Source organism: Pseudomonas sp. GW821-FHT09C09 (assembly GCF_059418105.1).
The window spans coordinates 1-20586 of sequence record NZ_JBWKPF010000001.1 but is presented as its reverse complement, the minus strand read 5'-3'; the positions used below and the strand labels follow the sequence as shown (position 1 = coordinate 20586).

General features: G+C 60.6%; 19 protein-coding genes and 3 tRNA genes. 14 read left to right on the top strand and 8 right to left on the bottom strand.

Features of this window, described 5'->3' with window-relative positions; translation table 11 throughout:
• Window position 1 precedes the first annotated feature (1 nt).
• The 5 genes from AC07NR_RS00110 to AC07NR_RS00090 are packed head-to-tail and all read left to right on the top strand — an operon-like array spanning window position 2 to window position 3192.
• Window positions 2-733, top strand: a complete 732-nt coding sequence (locus tag AC07NR_RS00110) for an adenosylcobinamide-GDP ribazoletransferase (protein WP_495077560.1) — start codon at window positions 2-4, stop codon at window positions 731-733.
• 56 nt (window positions 734-789) lie between these two features.
• Window positions 790-1194, top strand: a complete 405-nt coding sequence (locus AC07NR_RS00105; protein WP_007950413.1) for a MarR family winged helix-turn-helix transcriptional regulator — start codon at window positions 790-792, stop codon at window positions 1192-1194.
• Window positions 1195-1248: 54 nt separating this feature from the next.
• A complete protein-coding gene (locus tag AC07NR_RS00100; protein ID WP_495077559.1) occupies window positions 1249-2457 on the top strand; it encodes an MFS transporter in 1209 nt (402 codons plus the stop codon).
• Window positions 2454-2579, top strand: coding sequence for a hypothetical protein (locus AC07NR_RS00095; RefSeq protein WP_256576024.1), 126 nt, complete (start codon window positions 2454-2456; stop codon window positions 2577-2579). The genes AC07NR_RS00100 and AC07NR_RS00095 overlap by 4 nt, the downstream gene beginning before the upstream one ends.
• A 52-nt stretch (window positions 2580-2631) precedes the next feature.
• On the top strand, window positions 2632-3192 hold the full coding sequence (locus tag AC07NR_RS00090; protein WP_085710596.1) for a glutathione peroxidase: 561 nt from the start codon (window positions 2632-2634) through the stop codon (window positions 3190-3192).
• A 97-nt stretch (window positions 3193-3289) separates the two neighbouring features.
• Here AC07NR_RS00090 and AC07NR_RS00085 read toward each other — a convergent pair whose 3' ends face one another.
• From AC07NR_RS00085 to AC07NR_RS00075, 3 genes are all read right to left on the bottom strand, one after another.
• Complete coding sequence (locus AC07NR_RS00085; RefSeq protein ID WP_085710597.1) at window positions 3290-4561, bottom strand: OmpP1/FadL family transporter; 1272 nt, start codon at window positions 4559-4561, stop codon at window positions 3290-3292.
• Between the two features lie 146 nt (window positions 4562-4707).
• The gene (locus AC07NR_RS00080; protein ID WP_085710598.1) at window positions 4708-5190 is read right to left on the bottom strand and encodes a hypothetical protein; all 483 of its coding nucleotides are present in this window, start codon (window positions 5188-5190) and stop codon (window positions 4708-4710) included.
• Between the two features lie 276 nt (window positions 5191-5466).
• Window positions 5467-5691 carry a hypothetical protein gene (locus AC07NR_RS00075; RefSeq protein WP_007950419.1) on the bottom strand — a complete coding sequence of 75 codons (225 nt, stop codon included), beginning with the start codon at window positions 5689-5691 and terminating at the stop codon, window positions 5467-5469.
• 952 nt (window positions 5692-6643) lie between these two features.
• On the opposite strand from AC07NR_RS00075, the gene AC07NR_RS00070 reads away from it, so the two are divergent.
• The gene (locus tag AC07NR_RS00070; RefSeq protein ID WP_085710599.1) at window positions 6644-6967 is read left to right on the top strand and encodes an SEL1-like repeat protein; all 324 of its coding nucleotides are present in this window, start codon (window positions 6644-6646) and stop codon (window positions 6965-6967) included.
• Between the two features lie 175 nt (window positions 6968-7142).
• Entirely contained in the window at window positions 7143-8507 is a 1365-nt protein-coding gene (locus AC07NR_RS00065; RefSeq protein ID WP_170931591.1) for a DNA recombination protein RmuC, read from the top strand.
• 9 nt (window positions 8508-8516) lie between these two features.
• Here AC07NR_RS00065 and AC07NR_RS00060 read toward each other — a convergent pair whose 3' ends face one another.
• On the bottom strand, window positions 8517-11987 hold the full coding sequence (locus tag AC07NR_RS00060) for a hybrid sensor histidine kinase/response regulator (RefSeq protein WP_495077558.1): 3471 nt from the start codon (window positions 11985-11987) through the stop codon (window positions 8517-8519).
• 136 nt (window positions 11988-12123) lie between these two features.
• Window positions 12124-12666 (bottom strand): TetR/AcrR family transcriptional regulator, encoded by a 543-nt coding sequence (locus tag AC07NR_RS00055; protein WP_248737898.1) that lies wholly within the window; start codon window positions 12664-12666, stop codon window positions 12124-12126.
• 91 nt (window positions 12667-12757) lie between these two features.
• Between AC07NR_RS00055 and AC07NR_RS00050 the strand changes: the two genes are divergently transcribed.
• The 4 genes from AC07NR_RS00050 to AC07NR_RS00035 all read left to right on the top strand — a co-directional run bounded on the left by AC07NR_RS00050 (window position 12758) and on the right by AC07NR_RS00035 (window position 17539).
• Window positions 12758-13945 (top strand): MFS transporter, encoded by a 1188-nt coding sequence (locus AC07NR_RS00050; protein ID WP_248737897.1) that lies wholly within the window; start codon window positions 12758-12760, stop codon window positions 13943-13945.
• A gap of 52 nt (window positions 13946-13997) precedes the next feature.
• A complete protein-coding gene (locus AC07NR_RS00045) occupies window positions 13998-14309 on the top strand; it encodes a cupin domain-containing protein (RefSeq protein ID WP_085710604.1) in 312 nt (103 codons plus the stop codon).
• A 105-nt stretch (window positions 14310-14414) separates the two neighbouring features.
• Window positions 14415-15566, top strand: coding sequence for a TDT family transporter (locus tag AC07NR_RS00040; protein ID WP_495077557.1), 1152 nt, complete (start codon window positions 14415-14417; stop codon window positions 15564-15566).
• 98 nt (window positions 15567-15664) lie between these two features.
• Window positions 15665-17539: an MFS transporter gene (locus AC07NR_RS00035; RefSeq protein WP_495077556.1), complete on the top strand. Its 1875-nt coding sequence runs from the start codon at window positions 15665-15667 to the stop codon at window positions 17537-17539.
• 42 nt (window positions 17540-17581) lie between these two features.
• Here the strand turns inward: AC07NR_RS00035 and sugE are convergent, their stop codons facing one another.
• From sugE to rdgC, 3 genes are all read right to left on the bottom strand, one after another.
• Window positions 17582-17896, bottom strand: coding sequence for a quaternary ammonium compound efflux SMR transporter SugE (sugE, locus tag AC07NR_RS00030; RefSeq protein ID WP_085682912.1), 315 nt, complete (start codon window positions 17894-17896; stop codon window positions 17582-17584).
• A 121-nt stretch (window positions 17897-18017) separates the two neighbouring features.
• A complete protein-coding gene (locus AC07NR_RS00025; RefSeq protein WP_495077555.1) occupies window positions 18018-18983 on the bottom strand; it encodes a bile acid:sodium symporter family protein in 966 nt (321 codons plus the stop codon).
• Between the two features lie 74 nt (window positions 18984-19057).
• Window positions 19058-19978, bottom strand: a complete 921-nt coding sequence (gene rdgC, locus AC07NR_RS00020) for a recombination-associated protein RdgC (RefSeq protein WP_007950430.1) — start codon at window positions 19976-19978, stop codon at window positions 19058-19060.
• A 159-nt stretch (window positions 19979-20137) separates the two neighbouring features.
• On the opposite strand from rdgC, the gene AC07NR_RS00015 reads away from it, so the two are divergent.
• The 3 genes from AC07NR_RS00015 (at window position 20138) to AC07NR_RS00005 (ending at window position 20575) form a co-directional block, all read left to right on the top strand.
• Window positions 20138-20213: transfer RNA gene (locus AC07NR_RS00015), tRNA-Val, on the top strand.
• 19 nt (window positions 20214-20232) lie between these two features.
• Window positions 20233-20309, top strand: a tRNA-Asp gene (locus AC07NR_RS00010).
• A gap of 190 nt (window positions 20310-20499) precedes the next feature.
• Window positions 20500-20575: transfer RNA gene (locus AC07NR_RS00005), tRNA-Val, on the top strand.
• Window positions 20576-20586: the final 11 nt, after the last annotated feature.

Here is a 20586-nt window from a genome sequence, read left to right as displayed (position 1 = left end):
CATGCTGCCCCTGTGGATCGCCCTGCAATTTCTCAGCAGCCTGCCGATTCGTCTGCCGGGCATGCCGGCGCCTGAAGAACTCGGGCGCTCGCTGCTGTTTTATCCGCTGGTGGGTTTGCTGTTCGGCGTGATTCTCTGGGCGCTGAACAGTGCTCTGGCCGGCGCGCCATTGCTGCTGCATGCCGCGTTGCTGCTGACGGTGTGGGTGCTGCTCAGCGGCGCGCTGCACCTCGATGGGCTGGCGGACAGCGCCGATGCGTGGCTCGGTGGTTTCGGTGATCGTGAGCGCACGCTGACGATCATGAAGGATCCGCGCAGCGGGCCGATCGCGGTGGTGACGCTGGTGCTGGTGTTGCTGCTCAAATATGCCGCGTTGTTGGCTTTGATCGAAAAGCACCAAGGAATGGCGTTGATCATCGTGCCGCTGATTGGTCGGGCAGCGCTGCTCGGATTGTTCCTCACCACGACCTATGTGCGGGCCGGCGGGTTGGGGCAGGCGCTGGCCGATCATCTGCCGCGCAAGACGGGTTGGCAGGTGCTGGTGGTGAGTTCAGTGGTGTGCGTGCTGATCGCCGGGTTCAACGCTGTCGTGGCGTTGCTGCTGGCGGTCATCGTATTCATCTGGCTGCGGCATTTGATGGTGCGGCGACTGGGCGGAACCACCGGTGATACGGCCGGTGCGTTGCTGGAATTATTGGAGATGTCAGTGCTGGTCGGGCTGGCCTTGTTTTGATAAGTAACTTTGATCTGTAACTTGATTTAACACAGTCGCGGGTATATACACGCATCATGCTTCCTTCTCAGTGTTTGTGCACCAACCTGCGTCGCGCCGCCCGTGGCGTCAGCAGGCATTACGACGGCGCTCTCGACGGCTTCGGGATCAACGTTGCCCAGTATTCTCTGCTGTGCAATCTGCAGCGCCTGGATCAACCGAGCATTTCCGAACTGGCCGAAGCCATGGGGCTGGATCGCAGCACCCTCGGGCGCAATCTGCGGGTGCTGGAAGGCGAAGGGCTGGTGGCGCTGGCGGAGGGCGAAGACATGCGCAACCGCATCGTCCGGCTGACTGAAACCGGCGCACAGCGTCTGGCAGCGGCTCTGCCGGCCTGGGAAGCGGCGCAGCAGCGGTTGATCGACCGACTGGGTGCCGAGAAGCGTGAAACCTTGCTGCGGCTGTTGGATGAACTGGCTTGAGGGCCGGTTTTTTCCGAATTTAAGCGGGTATATACCCGCGACTGGAGAATAACAATGAGTTCGATATGGCGTACGTGCGGTTGGGTGTTGCTGGGGAGTGCGCTGATTCTGGCGTTGTCATTGGGCGTGCGGCACGGCTTCGGCTTGTTCCTGTCGCCGATGAGTATCCAGTTCGGTTGGGGGCGCGAGGTGTTCGCCTTCGCTATCGCCCTGCAGAACCTGATCTGGGGTCTGGCGCAACCCTTCACCGGCGCACTGGCCGACCGCTTCGGCGCGGCGAAAGTGGTGCTGATCGGCGGCGTGCTTTACGCCTTGGGCCTGGTGTTCATGGGGCTGTCGGAGACCGCTTTGGGTCTGTCCCTGAGTGCCGGTTTGCTGATCGGTATCGGCCTGTCCGGCACTTCTTTCTCGGTGATCCTCGGTGTGGTCGGTCGTGCCGTTCCGCCGGAAAAACGCAGCATGGGCATGGGGATCGCCAGCGCCGCTGGTTCTTTCGGCCAATTCGTGATGCTGCCGGGCACCCTCGGACTGATTGGCTGGTTGGGCTGGTCAGCCGCGTTGCTGGTGCTGGGGCTGCTGGTGGCGCTGATCGTGCCACTGGTGAGCATGCTCAAGGACAAGCCGCTGCCTGTGCTCGGCCATGAACAAACCCTGTCCGAAGCGCTGCGCGAAGCTTGCTCGCACTCCGGGTTCTGGTTACTGGCGTTCGGTTTCTTCGTCTGTGGGTTCCAGGTGGTGTTCATCGGTGTGCACCTGCCGGCGTATCTCGTCGACCAGCATCTGCCGGCTACCGTCGGCACTACCGTGCTGGCGTTGATCGGGCTGTTCAACATCTTCGGCACCTACACCGCCGGCTGGCTCGGCGGGCGCATGTCCAAGCCGCGTTTGCTGACCGGGCTGTACCTGCTGCGGGCGGTAGTGATCGTGCTGTTTCTGTGGCTGCCGGTGACGACGACTACGGCGTATCTGTTCGGTATGGCTATGGGTTTCCTGTGGCTGTCGACGGTGCCGTTGACCAACGGTACGGTGGCGACCTTGTTTGGCGTGCGAAACCTGTCCATGCTCGGCGGGATCGTGTTCCTTTTCCACCAGCTCGGCTCATTCCTCGGCGGCTGGCTGGGCGGGGTGGTGTATGACCGAACCGGGAGTTATGACTTGATCTGGCAAGTGGCGATTCTCTTGAGCCTGTTGGCGGCCGCGCTGAACTGGCCGGTGCGCGAGCGTCCGGTCGAGCGTCTGCAGGCCCGTACGAGCGCGGCATGAAGCGAATCTGGCCACGAATCGCCATCACCGCACTCGGCGCTGTCTTGCTGGCGCTGGTGTGGTGGGGCTGGCATCAGGGCGGCCTGGCGCTGATGCAGTTGGGCATGGGCGCTTGCCTGTAGGCTCTGAGGGCGAGTAACGTCGGGTTCTGACGACTGCTCAAGGATGCCCGACATGCTCAAGCGCTGGTGTGCTGTTCCCGCGTTGCTGATGGCGTTGACCGGATTGGCCCAGGCTGCGGACTGTCCGGAATTGCTGCAAGGTTCGCTGCCCAAATTGCGGGCCAAGGAATCCATCGACCTGTGCCAGCGCTACGCCGACAAGCCGCTGGTGGTGATCAACACCGCCAGCTTCTGTGGTTTCGCCCCGCAGTTCGAAGGTCTCGAAGCGCTCAACCAGCGCTACAAGGCGCAAGGGCTGGAAATGCTCGGCGTACCCTCCAATGACTTCAAGCAAGAGTCCAAGGACAGCGCCGAGACCGCCAAGGTCTGCTACGCCAACTACGGCGTGACCTTCACCATGACCGAGCCGCAGAAAGTCCGTGGTGACGGTGCCACCCATCTGTTCCAGGTGCTGGCCGCGCAAAGCAGCGCGCCGAAATGGAATTTCTATAAATACGTGGTCGATCGACAGGGCAAGGTGATCGCCAATTTCTCCAGCCTGACCAAGCCGGATGATCCGGAGTTTCTCGCGGCCATCGAGAAGGCCATTGCGTCGAAACCGCTGAAACCCTGATCGACGCCCACTAAAAAGCCCCGCCTCTGCAAAGAGAGCGGGGCTTTTTAGTGGGCGAGGCCTCAAATGGTAAAGAGCTCAGCCTCGCCGTGCAGCATCAGAAGCGGTAGGTCGCACCGACACCGAAACCGTTTGCCGAGTTTTCATACTTGGCATCGTAGGTCTGGCCACGATCGTTTTCGTTGCGGATCTTGACGGCTTCTTCCTTCAGGTACGAGTAGGCGACGTCGATGGTCAGGTCGTCAGTCGGGCTCCAGCCGGCACCGATGCTGAAGATGGTCCGGTCGCCGGTAGGGATGCGCGGCGAACGGTCGACGTTGTTGGTCGGCGACTGGTCGAAGGTCAGACCGGTACGCAGTACCCATTCCTTGTTCAGCTGGTAGGAAGTACCGACGGCGTAAGCCCAGCTGTCATGCCAGTTCTGCTCTTCGGTGATCTCGCCGAACTGACCGGCCAGCAGAGGCTGTACACCGGAGTTCTTGACGGTGATCTTTTCCAGCTGGCTCCAGCGGGTCCAGGTGGTACCGGCGTAGACGTTCCAGCGGTCGTTGATCGCCTGGGTTACCGAGAAGTCCACGGACTCAGGGGTAGTGATCTTCAGCGAAGCGTCGTACTTCTGGCTGGCGCCCAGGCCGACTGCGGCCAGTGCGCCGTAGTTGACCTTGGTGTTGCCTTCGAGCTTGTAGTCGACTTTCGAGTGGTAGGTCAGGCCCAGGCGAGTGGTGTCGGTCGCTTGTACCAGTACACCGATGTTGTAACCCAGCGCGGTGTCATCACCCTTGATCTTGACCTTGCCGTCCGGCAGGGCCTGGGTGATCGACAGGTTGGATTCCAGGGTGCCGTCGATACGGTTGATGGTCGGACCGAAACCGATCGACACCACGTCGTTGAACTTGTAGCTGACGGTTGGCTGGAAAGTAATGACCTGTACTTCGGACTTGCTGCCGAAGTAGCGGCCGGCAAAGCCTTTTTCATAGTCGGTAATCAGGCCGAAGGGTACGTACACACCCAGGCCGAATGCCCAATGCTCATCGATCGGCTTGACGTAGAAACCCATAGGAACTGAGGTGAAGGGCACCATGTCGCCTTTGTTGCTGCCGCCGTTGGGGCTGGAGCTGGCGTCGCTGATATCGGTCTTGGCATCGAGGAATGCAACGCCACCGGTGACTTGTTCGCGAGTGAGGCGCGACATGCCGGCTGGGTTGCCGTAAACAGTGCTTGCGTCGTCGGCAGAAGAAGATCGCCCGGCGTACCCGGTCCCCATCCCGCTGATGCTGTGTTCGTTGATGGCAAAGCCAGCGGCGAAAATCTGCGTGGATGCCAGGGAAACGGCGAGGCTGATGGTGGTTTTGAGCATTACTTTTTTCATTATTAGAACTCCTGGTGATCACCGGGGCGAAAATTACCAACATTTTCGTCCCAGCGCTATAGTCCGTATGGCTTGAGTTAGAGCGGTTTTGTAGGACAATCCGACCAGATTCGCGACCCGTTGGCCGATCTTGCGAAACCGGTGAGTCAGCACGCGACCTGATTCAGCGGTGAAACACAGGTCTGCCATGCACAGGTGAAGTCACGCAGACGACCCTGGGGTTGAAAGGTCTGACGCCAGATACGGGCCATTGCGAGCAGGTCGTCCGGGTCGGGGAGGGTGGGGGTCTGTTCTTCCACCAGCAGCCAGGCAATGGCAGTGGCGTAACGCAGGTTGACGGTCAGTTCGAGGTGCGGGCTGCTGAGAAAGGCATGCTGGCTGGCAAGGCCGCGAACCAGGCTGGCGCGCTCCGGATCGAGCGCCAGGTAATGGTCCCAAAGCGCCTGGTGGCGGTGCTCGGCAATCCGGTACAGGCCGTGGCCACGGCGGTCATGCAGGGCTGAACCCAGGGCGGACTGGCTGGCGGCGATGCCCAGCAGCAGGGATTCGGCGGTGGCGCAGTGACGTCCCAGATAAATCAGCGTGGGGCGGATCACATAGCGGCACAGTTCGCTGGCAGCGATACCCATATAACCCTCGGATCTTGTTATTGGGCGGCGAGACCTGAAGGGGAGCTTGGCAGCTGTGGATCGAATCAGGCCCGCCGGAAGCGGATCACGCCGCTTGAGTTGAAGTGTAGTGTCATATTCGCGACGTAAAGGCCTGTTTTTAAAATATTTCCGGCAGGCAGTTATAACCGTTATATCGGTTGGTGCTTAACCGCGAAGGGTAAAAAGAGAAACATCGGGCAATAAAAAGCCCCGCGTTTCAGGCGGGGCTTTTGCTTTTGCAGCCATTTCGGCCTCTCAGGCGATCAATGCCTGACGGGTGCGATCAATCACGGCCTGCAGCGGTTCGGCGCTGGAGTATTGATCAGGGTACAGACGCTCGCTGTGGCGGGCGATCCCGTGTTCATTGACCACGGTGAAGCTGAAGCAGCCTTTGCGAGCGGCCATGATCAGGCAGTTCATTGGAGCAAAAGCGTTGGTTAGGGTGCGAATGGCATCCTGAGTCTGGATTTGAGTAGACATAGTTATTAGGTGTTCCTACAAATGACACGGATAAGAACCGTGCAACGTTAAAACGTTCCAGTAACGCAGACCACCATTGGTCGAACGAAGAACCCGACTGGAACAAAGCAGCCAGTTTGAAGCGCTGATAAGTTGGCGCGCTTGGGCTGGCAGGTAGGTACTTAGGAGGACAGGCAACACATCGAGGGCAGAGGTTCTGGGCCCGGGGTGAAGATCCTGATCAATTTGCAGGTTGGTTCGGTCAGAGTAAGAGGTCTTTGCAACATCCTTTGATTCGATTCAAAGGCTGTGTCGTCGCAAGATTTACCTGGAAACCATCGAGGGGTCGGTCCCGCTTTGTCGGTGGAGGCTTCTTTGAAAGAAGGCTGACCGTGGGGTTTGTTCGACCGGAATTGACTTTCAGCTTGGTACTAACGCCGCGGATACTAACGGAACACGTTGAGGAAGGCAAACCTGATTTTTAAAAAGAACAGGCGGACTGTTCCTTGAGCCCCGGCTCCGCCCTGATTTGGCTCACATTCCGACCGTCGGTCGTCGCGGTGGGCAAGCCTGACAAGCACAGCGCCAGGGCTTATCCCCAGCCCGGCTGGCAAAACGACCCGAAAAAGCGCACCGATATAACCGCGTAACAGGTACTTGTGCACATTAGTTGCGCGGACGGTAACGACGCTGTCACATCGAACCTGACCCCGGTGGCTGCCTGTAACGAAAGTTTAAGTCAATGAAAAACATCGCTTTTTTTTACTGGTGAAAAAATCGTCAGTTTGACTGCGGGCCCCATTCCACAAGGCTTTGCGGCGAGTCGGGGGCGGTTGTCCACTGAGTTATCCACAGCTTCTGTGGATTGTCCCGAGCGCTTGCTCTAGCACGGGCGTGCCGGGTTTTTTTCGACTTTACCTGTGCGAAAAAAAGAGTAGAGTGGCGCGCCCTTCGATCTGTCCCACAGTGCTTTATGAAGTTTCGTTCATCTCCAGATTCTGTTACTTCCCAACCCCCTCGTGTTACCGCTCCCAAGCGATTTTCCGTGCGCGTGGCCGAATGGCTGCTCGACAGCCCGCGCCTGGGCGACAGCCAGAACGCCAAACACCTCGCCGGCCGCCTGCTCAAGCAACCGGCCCGGGAAGGCGTGGTCGCGGCGCAAAGTCGCCTCGGTCAGTTGATGTGCCGTGAGTGCGGCAACGCCAGGGATCGTCGTATCGGCCAGGACCTGCTGCGTCAGGCTGCCCGTGCGGGTGATCGACGTGCGCAACAGGAACTCGGCCTGATCGAAGACTGAGCTGTCCAAGACCTGACGCCTTGGTTAACCTTCAGGCTTTATCGGATCGGCGGGAATCACTATGGCGATGGACTTGACCAGCATCTTGCTCGGCTTGGCAGGCGCGGCGTTACCGCTGCTGGCGCTGGCCTGGCAACTGCAGCGCCGGGCCAGTCATGGCGAGTCCGAAGTTGCGTTGCTCGAAGAGCGACTGGCCATGGCGCAGATGGCCCAGGATGGCCTCAACGCCCAGCTCGAAGCCTGTCGCGACGAAATCGCCGACCTCGGCCAGGCCAATGCCGCCAAACAAGCCGATCTCGCGGCCGTGCGCCGGGAAGTCGAACTGTTGCAGATCGAGCGTGACGACGCCCGTGATGCCGCCCATGCCTGGAACCTCGAGCGCGCCAGCAAGGAAGCCGAACTGCGGCGCCTGGACGCTCAGGCGGCTTCATTGAATGCCGAGTTGCGCGAGCAGCAGGAAAGCCATCAACAACGTCTCGATGACCTGCAAGGCTCCCGCGACGAGTTGCGGGCCCAGTTTGCCGAACTGGCGGGCAAGATCTTCGACGAGCGTGAACAGCGTTTCGCCGAAACCAGCCAGCAGCGCCTCGGCCAATTACTTGATCCTCTTAAAGAACGCATCCAGTCCTTCGAAAAACGGGTCGAGGAAAGCTATCAAGCCGAAGCCCGTGAGCGCTTCTCTCTGGCCAAGGAACTGGAGCGTCTTCAGCAACTGAACCTGCGCCTGAGCGATGAAGCCACCAACCTGACCCGCGCCCTGAAAGGCCAGAAGACCCAGGGCAACTGGGGCGAACTGATCCTCGAGCGAGTGCTGGAACATGCAGGGCTGGAGAAGGGTCGCGAGTACCAGACCCAGGTCAACCTCAAGGGGCCGGACGGCGAGCGCTTCCAGCCGGACGTGATCATTTACCTGCCGGGCGACAAGCAGGTGGTGGTCGACTCCAAGGTCAGCCTCACGGCGTACCAGCAATACGTGGCGGCCGACGACGATGCGATTGGCCAGATCGCCATGAAGCAGCACGTGCTGTCGTTGCGCAGTCACGTCAAAGGCCTGGCCGGCAAGGACTACAAACGTCTGGAAGGCCTGCACAGCCTTGATTTCGTCTTGCTGTTCGTGCCCATCGAAGCGGCGTTTTCCGCGGCGCTGCAAGCCGAGCCGACGCTGTTTCAGGAGGCCTTCGACCGCAATATCGTGATCGTCAGCCCGACCACGCTGCTCGCCACCCTGCGGGTCATCGACAGTCTGTGGAAACAGGAGCGCCAGAGCCAGAACGCCCGGGAAATCGCCGAGCGTGCCGGATGGCTGTACGACAAGTTCGTGCTGTTCATTCAGGATCTGGATGAAGTCGGCAATCGTCTGCAGCAACTGGACAAAGCCTACAGCGCAGCGCGAAACAAACTGACAGAAGGGCGCGGCAACCTGGTCAGCCGCAGCGAGCAGCTCAAACTGCTCGGCGCACGAGCCAGCAAGAGCCTGCCGGCAGACCTGCTGGAGCGCGCAATGACCGACGCCGACGGGTTGGTCGAACTGCCTGAATAAGCCACTCTTCTAGAGCGGCAAATAGCGACTCAACAACGCCCGCAACGCCGCCGGTTTCACCGGTTTGGCCAGATAATCCAGCCCCGCCGCGTGCACCTGCGCCACGGTCTCCGGATGCCCGTCGGCGCTGATCACCACGCCGGGCACCGGTTCGCCCAGGCTCGTACGCAACCAGGCCATCAGATCGGTACCGGTCTCGCCGTGATCGAGGTGGAAATCCACCAGCGCCAGTTGCGGCCGCACGCCATCGTTAAGCAGCGCTGCACATTCCTCTCGGTTGCGCGCCGTCCACACCTGACAACCCCAACGCGTGAGCAAGCTGTTCATGCCGATCAGGATGCTGTCTTCGTTGTCGATGCACAGCACCTGCGCGCCGCTGTGCAGCTTGCCGTTGAGTTCGGCTACCGCGTTCGGCTGTGCAGTTTGTGTCTTTGCCAGCGGCACCCGCACGCTGAACACACTGCCGCGCCCCGGCCATGAGCGTACGCGCAAGGTATGCCCGAGCACCCGGCACAAGCCGTCGGCAATCGCCAGACCCAGGCCCAGGCCTTTTTCGGCGCGGGTCTGGTGGCTGTCGAGGCGTTTGAACTCTTCGAAAATCACTTGCTGCTTGTCTTCCGGAATCCCCGGCCCGCAATCCCAGACCTCCAGGCAAACCTCGCCCTGTCGCCGACGCACGCCCAGCAAGACCGGGCCTTTGGCGTAGCGGAAGGCATTGGTCAGGAAGTTTTGCAGGATCCGTCGCAGCAGCTTTATGTCGCTGTCGATGCGCAAGTGACTGCCGCGCACCCGGAAGTTCAAACCCTGCTCCTGCGCCAGAACCTTGAATTCGGCACCGAGGGTGTCGAACAGCTCATTGACCGCGAACGGCTTGCGATCCGGGTTGATTTTGCCGTTTTCCAGGCGGGAAATGTCAAGAAGGTCGCTGATCAGGTCTTCGGCCGAACGCAGCGAACTGTCCAGATGCTGTACCAGTTTCTGTGCCTCGCCGCTCAAGCCATCGTCCTGATGGGAGAGGGCGGCGGAGAACAGCCGTGCGGCGTTCAAGGGTTGCATCAAGTCGTGGCTGACCGCCGCGAGGAAGCGGGTTTTCGACTGGTTGGCCGCCTCGGCGTTGCCCTTGGCTTCCGTCAGCGCGACGTTGAGTTGCGACAGTTCCTGAGTCCGTTCGCTGACCCGTTGCTCCAGCCCTTCGTTGGCCTCGGTCAGTGCCTGTTCGGCTTCGCGGAACGCGGTGATGTCGGTGAAGCTCATGACGAAACCGCCACCGGGCATCGGGTTGCCGATCAGCTCGATCACTCGGCCGTTGGGGAACAGTCGTTCGGAGGTGTGGGCGCGGCCCTGACGCATCCAGTGCAGGCGCCGGGCGACGTGGACTTCCGCTTCTCCGGGGCCGCACAAGCCGCGTTCGGCGTTGTAGCGGATGATGTCGGCGATCGGTCGGCCAACGCTGATCAAACCGTCCGGGTAGTTGAACAGCTCCAGGTAGCGCCGGTTCCAGGCCACCAGTTTCAGCGACTGGTCGACCACGCTGATGCCCTGGGTGATATTTTCGATGGCGCCTTGCAGCAGCGCGCGGTTGAACTGCAACACTTCCGAGGCTTCGTCGGCGATCCGGACGACGTCCTCCAGCTGCATTTCCCGACCTTCAATGGCGGCTTTTACTACAGCCCGTGTCGAAGAAGCACCGAGGACACCGGCCAGCAAGCGCTCGGTGTGGGCGATCCATTCACCGTCGGCGTTCTGGTTCGGGTTGAAGCCTTTGCCCTGACGGTAGGCAAAGCGGATGAAGCTCTGCCGCGCACGCTCTTCACCGACAAACCGTGCCGCCAGTTGCAGCAAGTCGTCGATCTGCACTGCCAGCATCGAACGTGCGCTCGGCCGGGCGCTGATTTCTTGACCAATAAAGCGCCCGGCCTGCCAGTGTTCCGACACCCGGGTCCGCGACAGTACCGAGACCCAGGCGAACAGGGTGAAGTTACCCGCCAGCGACAGCACCACGCCTTGGGTCAGCGGGGTGATCGGCAGGTTCAGCGGGTTGCTGTGCAGCCAGGCAAGTCCCGGGAATGTCTCCAGCGGCACGCCGAGGCTGCGAGCGGCAATCGGCAGGATCAAGGTGTAGAACCACAGGAACGTGCCGGCGGCGAGACCGGCGAACACGCCACGGCGGTTGGCCTGTTTCCAGTACAGCGCACCGAGCATGGCCGGTGCCAGTTGGGTCACGGCGGCGAAGGCGATCTGGCCGATAGTCGCCAGGCTCGCGGTGGAACCGAGCAGGCGGTAGCTGACGTAAGCCAGCAACAGAATGACCACGATGCTGACCCGGCGTACCGAGAGCATCCACTGACGGAACACTTCGAACGGCCGCTCGGCATTGTTGCGCCGCAACAGCCACGGCAACAGCATGTCGTTGGAGACCATGGTCGACAGCGCCACACTCGCCACAATCACCATGCCGGTGGCCGCCGACGCGCCGCCAATGAACGCCAGCATCGCCAGCGCCGGGTGGGCCTGGGCCAGCGGCAAGCTGATGACGAAAGAATCCGGGAGGACGGAGCTGGGCAGCATCATCTGACCGGCCAGCGCAATCGGGACTACAAACAGTGCCGCCAACGCGAGATAAGTCGGAAACACCCACTTGGCCAGACGAAGATCCTGCGGGTCGATGTTTTCCACCACGGTGACGTGGAACTGACGGGGCAGGCAGATGATCGCCATCATTGCCACACCGGTCTGCACCACCATCGACGGCCAGTTGATGGTCTCTTTCCAGTATTCCTCAAGGCGCGGGGCGAGCATCGCCTGATTGAACAGGTCGTCGAAGCCGTCATACAGGCCATAGGTGACGAAGGCGCCGACGGCGAGGAAGGCGAACAGTTTCACCAGCGACTCGAACGCAATCGCCAGCACCATGCCCCGGTGGTGCTCGGTGGCGTCGAGGTTGCGCGTGCCGAAAACGATGGTGAACAGCGCCAGCACCAGTGACACGATCAGTGCCGTGTCCTGGGCGCGGGTGCCCATGGCGTCGGCACCGGCACCGATCAACAGGTTTACGCCGAGGACAATGCCTTTGAGTTGCAAGGCTATATAAGGCAGAACGCCGACCAGACAGATCAGCGCAACCACCACCGCCAGCGATTGGGATTTGCCATAACGGGCGGCGATGAAGTCGGCGATGGAGGTGATGTTCTCCTGCTTGCTGATCATCACCATTTTTTGCAGGACCCACGGCGCGCCCAGCAACAGCAGGATCGGCCCGAGATAAATCGGCAGGAATGACCACAGTTGTTCGGCCGCCTGACCGACCGCGCCGAAGAATGTCCAGCTGGTGCAATAGACCGCCAGTGACAGGCTGTACACCCACGCACGCATCCGTGGCGGCAAAGGCGCGCTGCGACGGTCGCCGTAGAAGGCGATGGCGAACATGATGGCCATATAGGCCAGGGCGACGGCGGCGATCAGCCCGGTGGACAACGACATGGAGCACTCCCGACAAAATACGACCGGACTCGCGCCCGGCCAGACAGTCTCGCATGTGCGCGGCGGTTAGTCAGTGTCGACCAAGGTCGTGGCGTGGCGGGGTGTCGCAGGCGCAGAACCGGGCGGTTCTGCGCTGTCAGTCCTGACGCAGCGCGATGTCGATCAGTCGGTGCAGTTCTTCGACTTCCAGCGGTTCCACGGCAAACAGAATGCGGAACACCGTCGGCGAAACCACCAGGTTGATCAGGTGATCCACGCTTGGTGGCGACTGATCCGGGAAGCGATCGACAATGGTCTGCAACTGATCGGCAATGATCGCGACGCAGAATCCCGGTGTGGCGCTGGCCTGCACATCGCGCATGACATTGCGCCCCGGCTCGGAACTCATCTCATCCAGATACTGCTCGGCCCAGGCGCGGATATCGCCGCGCAGGCTGCCGGTTTCCAGAGGATCGCTTTCAGGGCGCAGGCGGGCGAGGGCGACGTCGGCGAGCAGCGCCGCCAGATCGCCCCAGCGTCGATAAATGGTCGAGGGCGTGACCCCGGCCCGCGCGGCAATCTGCGGGACGGTCACACTGGAGCGCTCCTGTTCTTCGAGGAGTGCGCGCACGGCGCCGTGAATCGATTCCTGTACCCGGGCGCTTCGGCCGCCGGGACGGCTACTTTCTTTAATAGGCATGTGTCAGACCTTAACACAAAGAATTTGCTTTAAGCGCAAGTCGGGCGCACACTCCGCAAAAGCAAAAAAATAGCTTTTAAGGAGTGTGCTCATGACCGGCCTTGCTTCCAACCGTTCCAGCCTGTGGTTTCTGGCGATCACCTTACTCAGTTTTCTCGCCGCTTCCACCGCGCCGACGCCGTTGTATCACCTGTATCAGGACCACCTGCATTTTTCGGCAGCGGTGCTGACCCTGATTTTCGGCGTTTACGCGCTGAGTCTGCTGGCCGCGTTGCTGACGGTCGGTTCGCTGTCGGATCATTTAGGGCGCAAGCCGGTGATTTTCACCGCGGTTGTCCTGAATGCCCTGGCGATGCTGCTTTTTATCTACGCCGACAGCGTCGGCTGGCTGATCGGCGCGCGAGTGCTGCAGGGATTTGCCACCGGCATGGCTACCGCCGTGTTGAGCGCGACGCTGCTGGACACTGACCGTCAACAAGGGCCGCTGATCAACAGCGTGGCACCATTGCTTGGCATGGCGCTCGGTTCGATGGGCTGCGGTTTGCTGGTGGAATTCGCGCCTGCACCACTGCAACTGACCTATTGGCTGCTGCTCGTGCTGTTTGTGTTGCAGGGCGTTTATGTCTGGCGCTTGCCGGAAAGTGTCTCGCCTCAAGCTGGAGCATGGGCCTCGCTGCGGCCGACCCTGCATGTGCCGGTTCAGGCGCGTTCCACACTGTGGCGCGTCTTGCCATTGAATACTGCGACCTGGGCGCTCGGCGGTTTCTATGCCTCGCTCGCTCCGTCGCTGGTACGCACGGCGACCGGTTCGACCTCCAATCTGATCGGCGGCGCAACCGTGGCGGCGTTGACCGTCACCGGCGCGCTGATGATTTTCACATTGCGCAATCGTCCAGCCTCCCGGGCACTGCAACTTGGCGCAAGCCTGTTGCCGACCGGCATCGTGCTGATGCTGCTGGGCGTGCACAGCGCCAGTCTGTCGTTGTTCTTCTTCGGTACGCTGGTCGCCGGGTGTGGATTCGGCTCCGGGTTTCTGGGGGCGGTGCGCAGTCTGGTGCCGCTGGCGTTGCCCCATGAGCGCGCAGGGTTGATGTCGGCATTCTATGTACTGAGTTACCTGGCGTTCTGTCTGCCGGCGTTGCTGGCCGGGCACTTCACCCACAGCCTCGGCCTGCCGGCGACCACCGATGTGTATGGCGCGGTACTGATCGTACTGGCGGTCGGTGCGCTGTTGATGAGTTTTCGTCCGCAAGCGGCCAAGACCTGCAGCGCGCCATAAGCCTGCGGATTCGGTTAGCCTTGGCCAGCCCATTCTTCTCACGGATCGATTCATGAAGATTATCCGCAGCAAGTCCTTCACCGCCGAGCGTGCCTGGGGCGCGCTCGACATTGCCAACATGAACGGCATCACCACGCGCTTGCACTGGACCGACCAGCCTTACAAATGGCACGTCAACGACGGCGAGGAAGTGTTCGTGGTGCTCGACGGTCAGGTGCTCATGCACTACCGCGAGGAGGGCGAAGAAAAGCAGGTGCAGCTTGATGTCGGTGACATCTTCTACGCGTCCGTCGGCACCGAGCATGTTGCCCACCCGCAAGGCGCCGCGCGGATTCTGGTGATCGAGACTGAGGGCAGCGTTTAGGCCTATATCTGCAAAACAGATAACAGTTAGAGAAATTACCCGTTATATAGATATTCGATTCGATTCTACCATGGGCTCAACCTCACCTGAGGACAGGAGTTCATGATGATTTGCCCCAACAGTGCCAAACCCGGTATCAAGCCTTTCAGTCAGCTTCAGCATCCGCGTGAAGTGATCCGTCAATTCACCCCGAACTGGTTCGCCGCGACCATGGGGACCGGTGTACTGGCGTTGGCGCTGGCGCAACTGCCCGTCGCCATCCCGGGACTGCACGCCGTGGCCGAAGGGCTGTGGATGTTCAACATTCTGTTGTTCGTGCTGTTTACCGCTGCCTATGCCGCGCGCTGGATTCTGTTTTTCGACGAGGCGCGGCGGATCTTCGGCCACTCCACGGTTTCGATGTTCTTCGGCACCATTCCCATGGGCCTGGCGACCATCATCAACGGTTTTCTGTTGTTCGGACTGCCGCGCTGGGGCGAGGGCGTCATTCATCTGGCTGAAGTGCTGTGGTGGCTGGACGTGGCGATGTCGCTGGCCTGTGGTGTGCTGATTCCCTACATGATGTTTACTCGCCAGGAACACAGCATCGATCAGATGACCGCCGTCTGGTTGTTGCCGGTGGTGGCGGCGGAAGTGGCGGCGGCCAGCGGTGGATTGCTCGCGCCGCATCTCGCCGACGCGCACTCGCAACTGGTAGTGCTGACGACCAGCTACGTGCTCTGGGCCTTTTCCCTGCCGGTGGCGTTCAGCATTCTGACCATCCTGCTGTTGCGCATGGCCCTGCACAAACTGCCTCACGAAAACATGGCCGCTTCGAGCTGGCTCGCTTTGGGGCCGATCGGCACCGGTGCCCTGGGCATGTTGCTGCTGGGCGGCGATGCGCCAGCGATCTTCGCGGCCAACGGCCTGCCGGGGATCGGTGAAATCGCTTCGGGCCTGGGCCTGGTGGCCGGGATCACGCTGTGGGGCTTTGGTCTGTGGTGGATGTTGATGGCACTGCTGATCACCGTGCGCTACCTGCGCGACGGCATCCCGTTCAACCTTGGCTGGTGGGGTTTTACCTTCCCGTTGGGTGTGTATTCGCTGGCGACCCTGAAACTCGGCAGCACCTTGAACCTGACGTTCTTCAGCGTGGCCGGTTGTGGGCTGGTGACATTGCTGGCGGTGATGTGGCTGATCGTCGGCAAGCGCACATTGCAAGGCGCCTGGCGCGGCGAGCTGTTTGTTTCACCGTGCATTGCAGGTTTGAAGAAATAACCTGAAAAGTTTAGGTAAGGTGTGGCCTGGATCGCGGATCGACATTCCAATAAACGTATCCAGGCCACTCGTTACCCAACATCAGGGACACACGGAAGATGAGTCACCCCTCACAGTTCAACCTGCTGCGTACCCGGCGCTTCCTGCCGTTCTTCATCACCCAGTCGCTGGGCGCGTTCAACGACAACGTGTTCAAGCAATCGCTGATCCTCGCCATTCTCTATCGGCTGACCATCGAAGGTGACCGCTCGATCTGGGTCAACCTGTGTGCGTTGCTGTTTATTCTGCCGTTCTTCCTGTTTTCGGCGTTGGCCGGGCAGTTCGGCGAAAAGTTTGCCAAGGATGCGCTGATCCGTCTGATCAAACTGGCGGAAATCGCCATCATGGCCGTGGGATCCGTCGGCTTCCTGTTCGATCACCTGTCGCTGATGCTGGTGGCACTGTTCGCCATGGGCACACATTCGGCGCTGTTCGGGCCGGTGAAGTACTCGATCCTGCCGCAGGCCTTGCACGAGGATGAGCTGGTCGGCGGCAACGGTCTGGTGGAAATGGGCACGTTTCTCGCGATCCTCGCCGGCACCATCGGCGCCGGGGTCATCATGTCCTCGTCGCACTATGCACCGCTGGTGTCGACCGCGATTGTCGGCATCGCCGTACTCGGTTACCTCGCCAGCCGCAGCATTCCCCGGGCGGCAGCAGCATCGCCGGAAATGCGCCTGAACTGGAACATTTTCAGCCAGTCCTGGGCCACGCTGAAACTCGGTCTGGGGCAGACCCCGGCGGTGTCGCGCTCGATTGTCGGCAACTCGTGGTTCTGGTTTGTCGGGGCGATTTATCTGACGCAGATCCCGGCTTATGCCAAGGAATGGATGCACGGTGACGAAACCGTGGTGACCCTGATTCTCACGGTGTTTTCGGTCGGCATCGCCCTCGGTTCGATGCTTTGCGAGAAGCTTTCCGGGCGCAAGGTCGAGATCGGTCTGGTGCCGTTCGGCTCGTTCGGCCTGACGGTCTTCGGGCTGTTGCTGTGGTGGCATTCCGGTGGAATCCCAGAGAGCGCCGCTGGCCATAGCTGGACTGAAGTCCTCGGTTACGGTCACGCCTGGGCGGTGCTGGTCGACATCCTCGGCCTTGGCATCTTTGGCGGTTTCTACATCGTGCCGCTGTATGCATTGATCCAGTCGCGCACCGCCGAGAACGAGCGGGCGCGGGTGATCGCGGCCAACAACATTCTCAACGCGCTGTTCATGGTGATATCGGCCATCGTCTCCATCGTGTTGCTGAGCGTGGTCAAGCTGTCGATTCCGCAGTTGTTCCTGGCGGTATCGCTGCTGAATATCGGCGTCAACGCCTACATCTTCAAGATCGTCCCCGAGTTCAGCATGCGTTTCATGATCTGGCTGCTCAGCCATTCCATGTACCGCGTCGAGCATCGCAACCTGGAAGCGATTCCCGATGAGGGCGCGGCGTTGCTGGTGTGCAACCACGTATCGTTCGTCGATGCCTTGCTGATTGGCGGCGCGGTGCGTCGGCCGATTCGCTTTGTCATGTACTACAAGATCTACAACTTGCCGGTGCTGAATTTTATCTTCCGCACGGCGGGGACCATTCCTATCGCCGGACGCCAGGAAGACATCCAGATCTACGAAAAGGCCTTCACCCGGATTGCCCAGTATCTGAAGGACGGTGAACTGGTGTGCATCTTCCCCGAAGGCAAGTTGACCGCTGACGGTGAGATCAACGAGTTCAAGGGCGGGCTGACGCGGGTTCTCGAAGAGACACCGGTGCCGGTGATTCCGCTGGCGTTGCAGGGGTTGTGGGGGAGTTTCTTCAGCCGCGATCCCAATAAGGGGCTGTTTCACCGCATGTGGTCGCGGGTGACGCTGGTGGCGGGGTCGCCGGTGGCGGTCGAGGCGGCGCAGCCTGCCGAGTTGCAAGCGTTGGTCGGGGAGTTGCGCGGGACTGTCAGGTAGTTGTTTAGAAAGCCGCCATCCCTGACGGATGGCGGCAACGGCTCAGGCGCTGACCTTGAGCCCGATCAATCCGGTGATGATCAGTGCAACGCTGGCCAGCCGAATCAAAGCCATCGACTCACCAAACAGAATGATCCCGGCAATCACCGTGCCCACGGCACCGACGCCGGTCCAGATCGCGTAAGCCGTGCCCAGCGGCAGTTCCTTCATCGCCAGCCCCAGCAGGCCAAGACTGACCGCCATGGCGGCGACGGTGAGAACGGTCGGAAGTGGACGGGTGAAGCCATCGGTGTATTTCAGGCCGACGGCCCAGCCGACTTCGAACAGACCGGCGAAAAACAGAATGATCCAGGACATGAAAGACCTCCATCGATTGACGGGGCCGTCCCCTGATTGAAAACTCGATTGAGCCGCAGGGTCGTCCCCGCGTGGCGCACATACTACCTAAAAATGTGCGCCGGGGATCAATGGGGATCAGTCAGTCGGCAGTCTGCTGAGCCAAAGCCTCACGATCTTCCTTCTCGCTCATGCGCCGGAACCAGGTCGATAGCAGCGCCCCGGAAATGTTGTGCCACACACTGAACAGCGCACTCGGAACCGCCGCCAATGGCGAAAAGTGCGCACTGGCCAGCGCGGCACCCAGTCCCGAGTTCTGCATCCCGACCTCCAGCGCCAGGGACTTGCGCTGAGCCAGCGGCAAGCCGAACAGGCGCCCGGTGAAGTAACCCAGCAAGTAGCCGAAGCTGTTGTGCAGCATCACCACCGCCATGATCAGCAGGCCGGATTCGGCGATTTTCGCCTGACTGGCAGCCACCACGGCGGCGACGATGATCACGATGCTGACCACGGACACCAGCGGCAAAACCTCCACTGCGTGACGAACCCTGTCACCGAGCAAGCGTTGCGCGACGACACCGAGCACGATCGGCAGCAGCACCACTTGCAGAATCGACCAGAACAACTCCATGAACGAAACCGGCAACCAGGCCGAGGCCAGCAGCCAGATCAGCGCCGGCGTCAGCAGCGGGGCGAGGAGGGTGGTGACGGCGGCGATGGCCACCGACAGCGCCAGATCGCCCCGGGCCAGCCAGGTCATGACGTTCGAGGACGTGCCGCTCGGGCAGCAACCGACCAGAATCACCCCGACGGCGATTTCCGGCGGCAGATGAAATATCTGGCAAAGCAACCACGCCATCCCCGGCATGATCACGAAATGTGCAACCACACCCAGGGCCACGCGCCATGGATGGCGGGCGACGGCGGCGAAGTCGTCGAGTTTGAGGGTCAGGCCCATGCCGAACATCACCAGCCCGAGCAGCGGCACGATTGCGCCTTTCAGGTTGAGGAACCACGCCGGTTGCAGAAAGGCGACCACGGCGAAAATCAGAACCCAGTAAGCGAAGGTGTTGCCGACAAAACGACTCAGTGCAGCCAGTGCGCGCATGGCCTGTTCCTTATTATGTGAAAACGCCACCGAAGCGGTGGCGTTTGAAGATAACTCAAAGACTGCGCAGAGGCTTAGATCCCCTGCGGCGTCTCTTCACCGCCCAGTGCTTCAACCAGCGCCGGCAGGAAGTCGCCGAACGTCAGCATCATCAGGGTGAAGCTGGCGTCGAGTTGGCCGAGGGCTTCATCGCCGCCGTCCTGTTCCGCCTGATCCTGCAGCAGGTCTTCGAACTTCAGGCGTTTGACGGTCATCTTGTCGTCGAGCATGAACGACAGTTTGTCCTGCCAGGCCAGCGACAGTTGAGTCACCACTTTGCCGGTGCTCAGGTGCAGCTGGATTTCTTCGCTGGTCAGGTCCTGACGCTTGCAACGCACGATGCCGCCGTCTTCGTGGGTGTCGCGCAGTTCGCACTCGTCCAGCACGAAGAAGTCCGGAGCGGCTTGCTGGGTGGTGACCCATTCGGTCATCACGGCGGTCGGCGCGGTTTTCACGGTCAGCGGGCGAACCGGCAGGGTGCCGATCACTTCGCGCAGGGTGGAGAGCAGGTCTTCGGCGCGTTTCGGGCTGGCCGAGTTGACCAGGATCAGGCCCTGTTTCGGCGCGATGGCGGCGAAGGTCGACGAGCGGCGGATAAAGGCGCGCGGCAGGAACGCCTGGATGATTTCATCCTTGATCTGATCGCGTTCCTTCTTATAGACCTTGCGCATCTGCTCGGCTTCGATCTCTTCGACCTTTTCCTTTACGGCGTCACGCACGACGCTGCCTGGCAGAATGCGTTCTTCCTTACGGGCGGAGATCAGCAGGAAGTCACCGCTGACGTGCACCAGTGGCGCATCTTCGCCCTTGCCGAACGGCGCGACGAAACCGTAGGTGGTCAACTCCTGGCTTGCACATGGACGCGCCAGTTTGGTGGCCAGTGCAGTTTCCAGCGCCTCGGCATCGACAGGCAGGTCTTGGGTCAGGCGATAGATAAGCAGGTTCTTGAACCACATGGGGTGAGTCTCTCCTTTATACAAAGGGGGGCATTATTGTCTTCGCCGGGTCATAGGCCAACCCTTCTCTAAGCCTTTGGAAGGCCTGAGAAAATTATTTAAAAAAGTGCTTGCCAGAGGTTGGGTCGCTCCGTAGAATGCGCGCCACACCGAAGCGAAGGGTGATTAGCTCAGCTGGGAGAGCGTCTGCCTTACAAGCAGAATGTCGGCGGTTCGATCCCGTCATCACCCACCATTCGTTTCAAGTGTTTAGCGCAGCGGTAGTTCAGTCGGTTAGAATACCGGCCTGTCACGCCGGGGGTCGCGGGTTCGAGTCCCGTCCGCTGCGCCATATTCGGTAACCTGGAACACTGAACGCCAGGTCACCACGGAAGAACCCGCCAAGGCGGGTTTTTTTTCTGCCTCGAGTTGTACATGCGGAATGTGTCGTTTCACCGGTTTTCGGATTTATTTGAAAAAACTTCAATTAAATCAACACTTTACGAAAACTTGTGGCATAATGCGTCCCGTAACGAAGCGAAGGGTGATTAGCTCAGCTGGGAGAGCGTCTGCCTTACAAGCAGAATGTCGGCGGTTCGATCCCGTCATCACCCACCATTCGTTTCAAG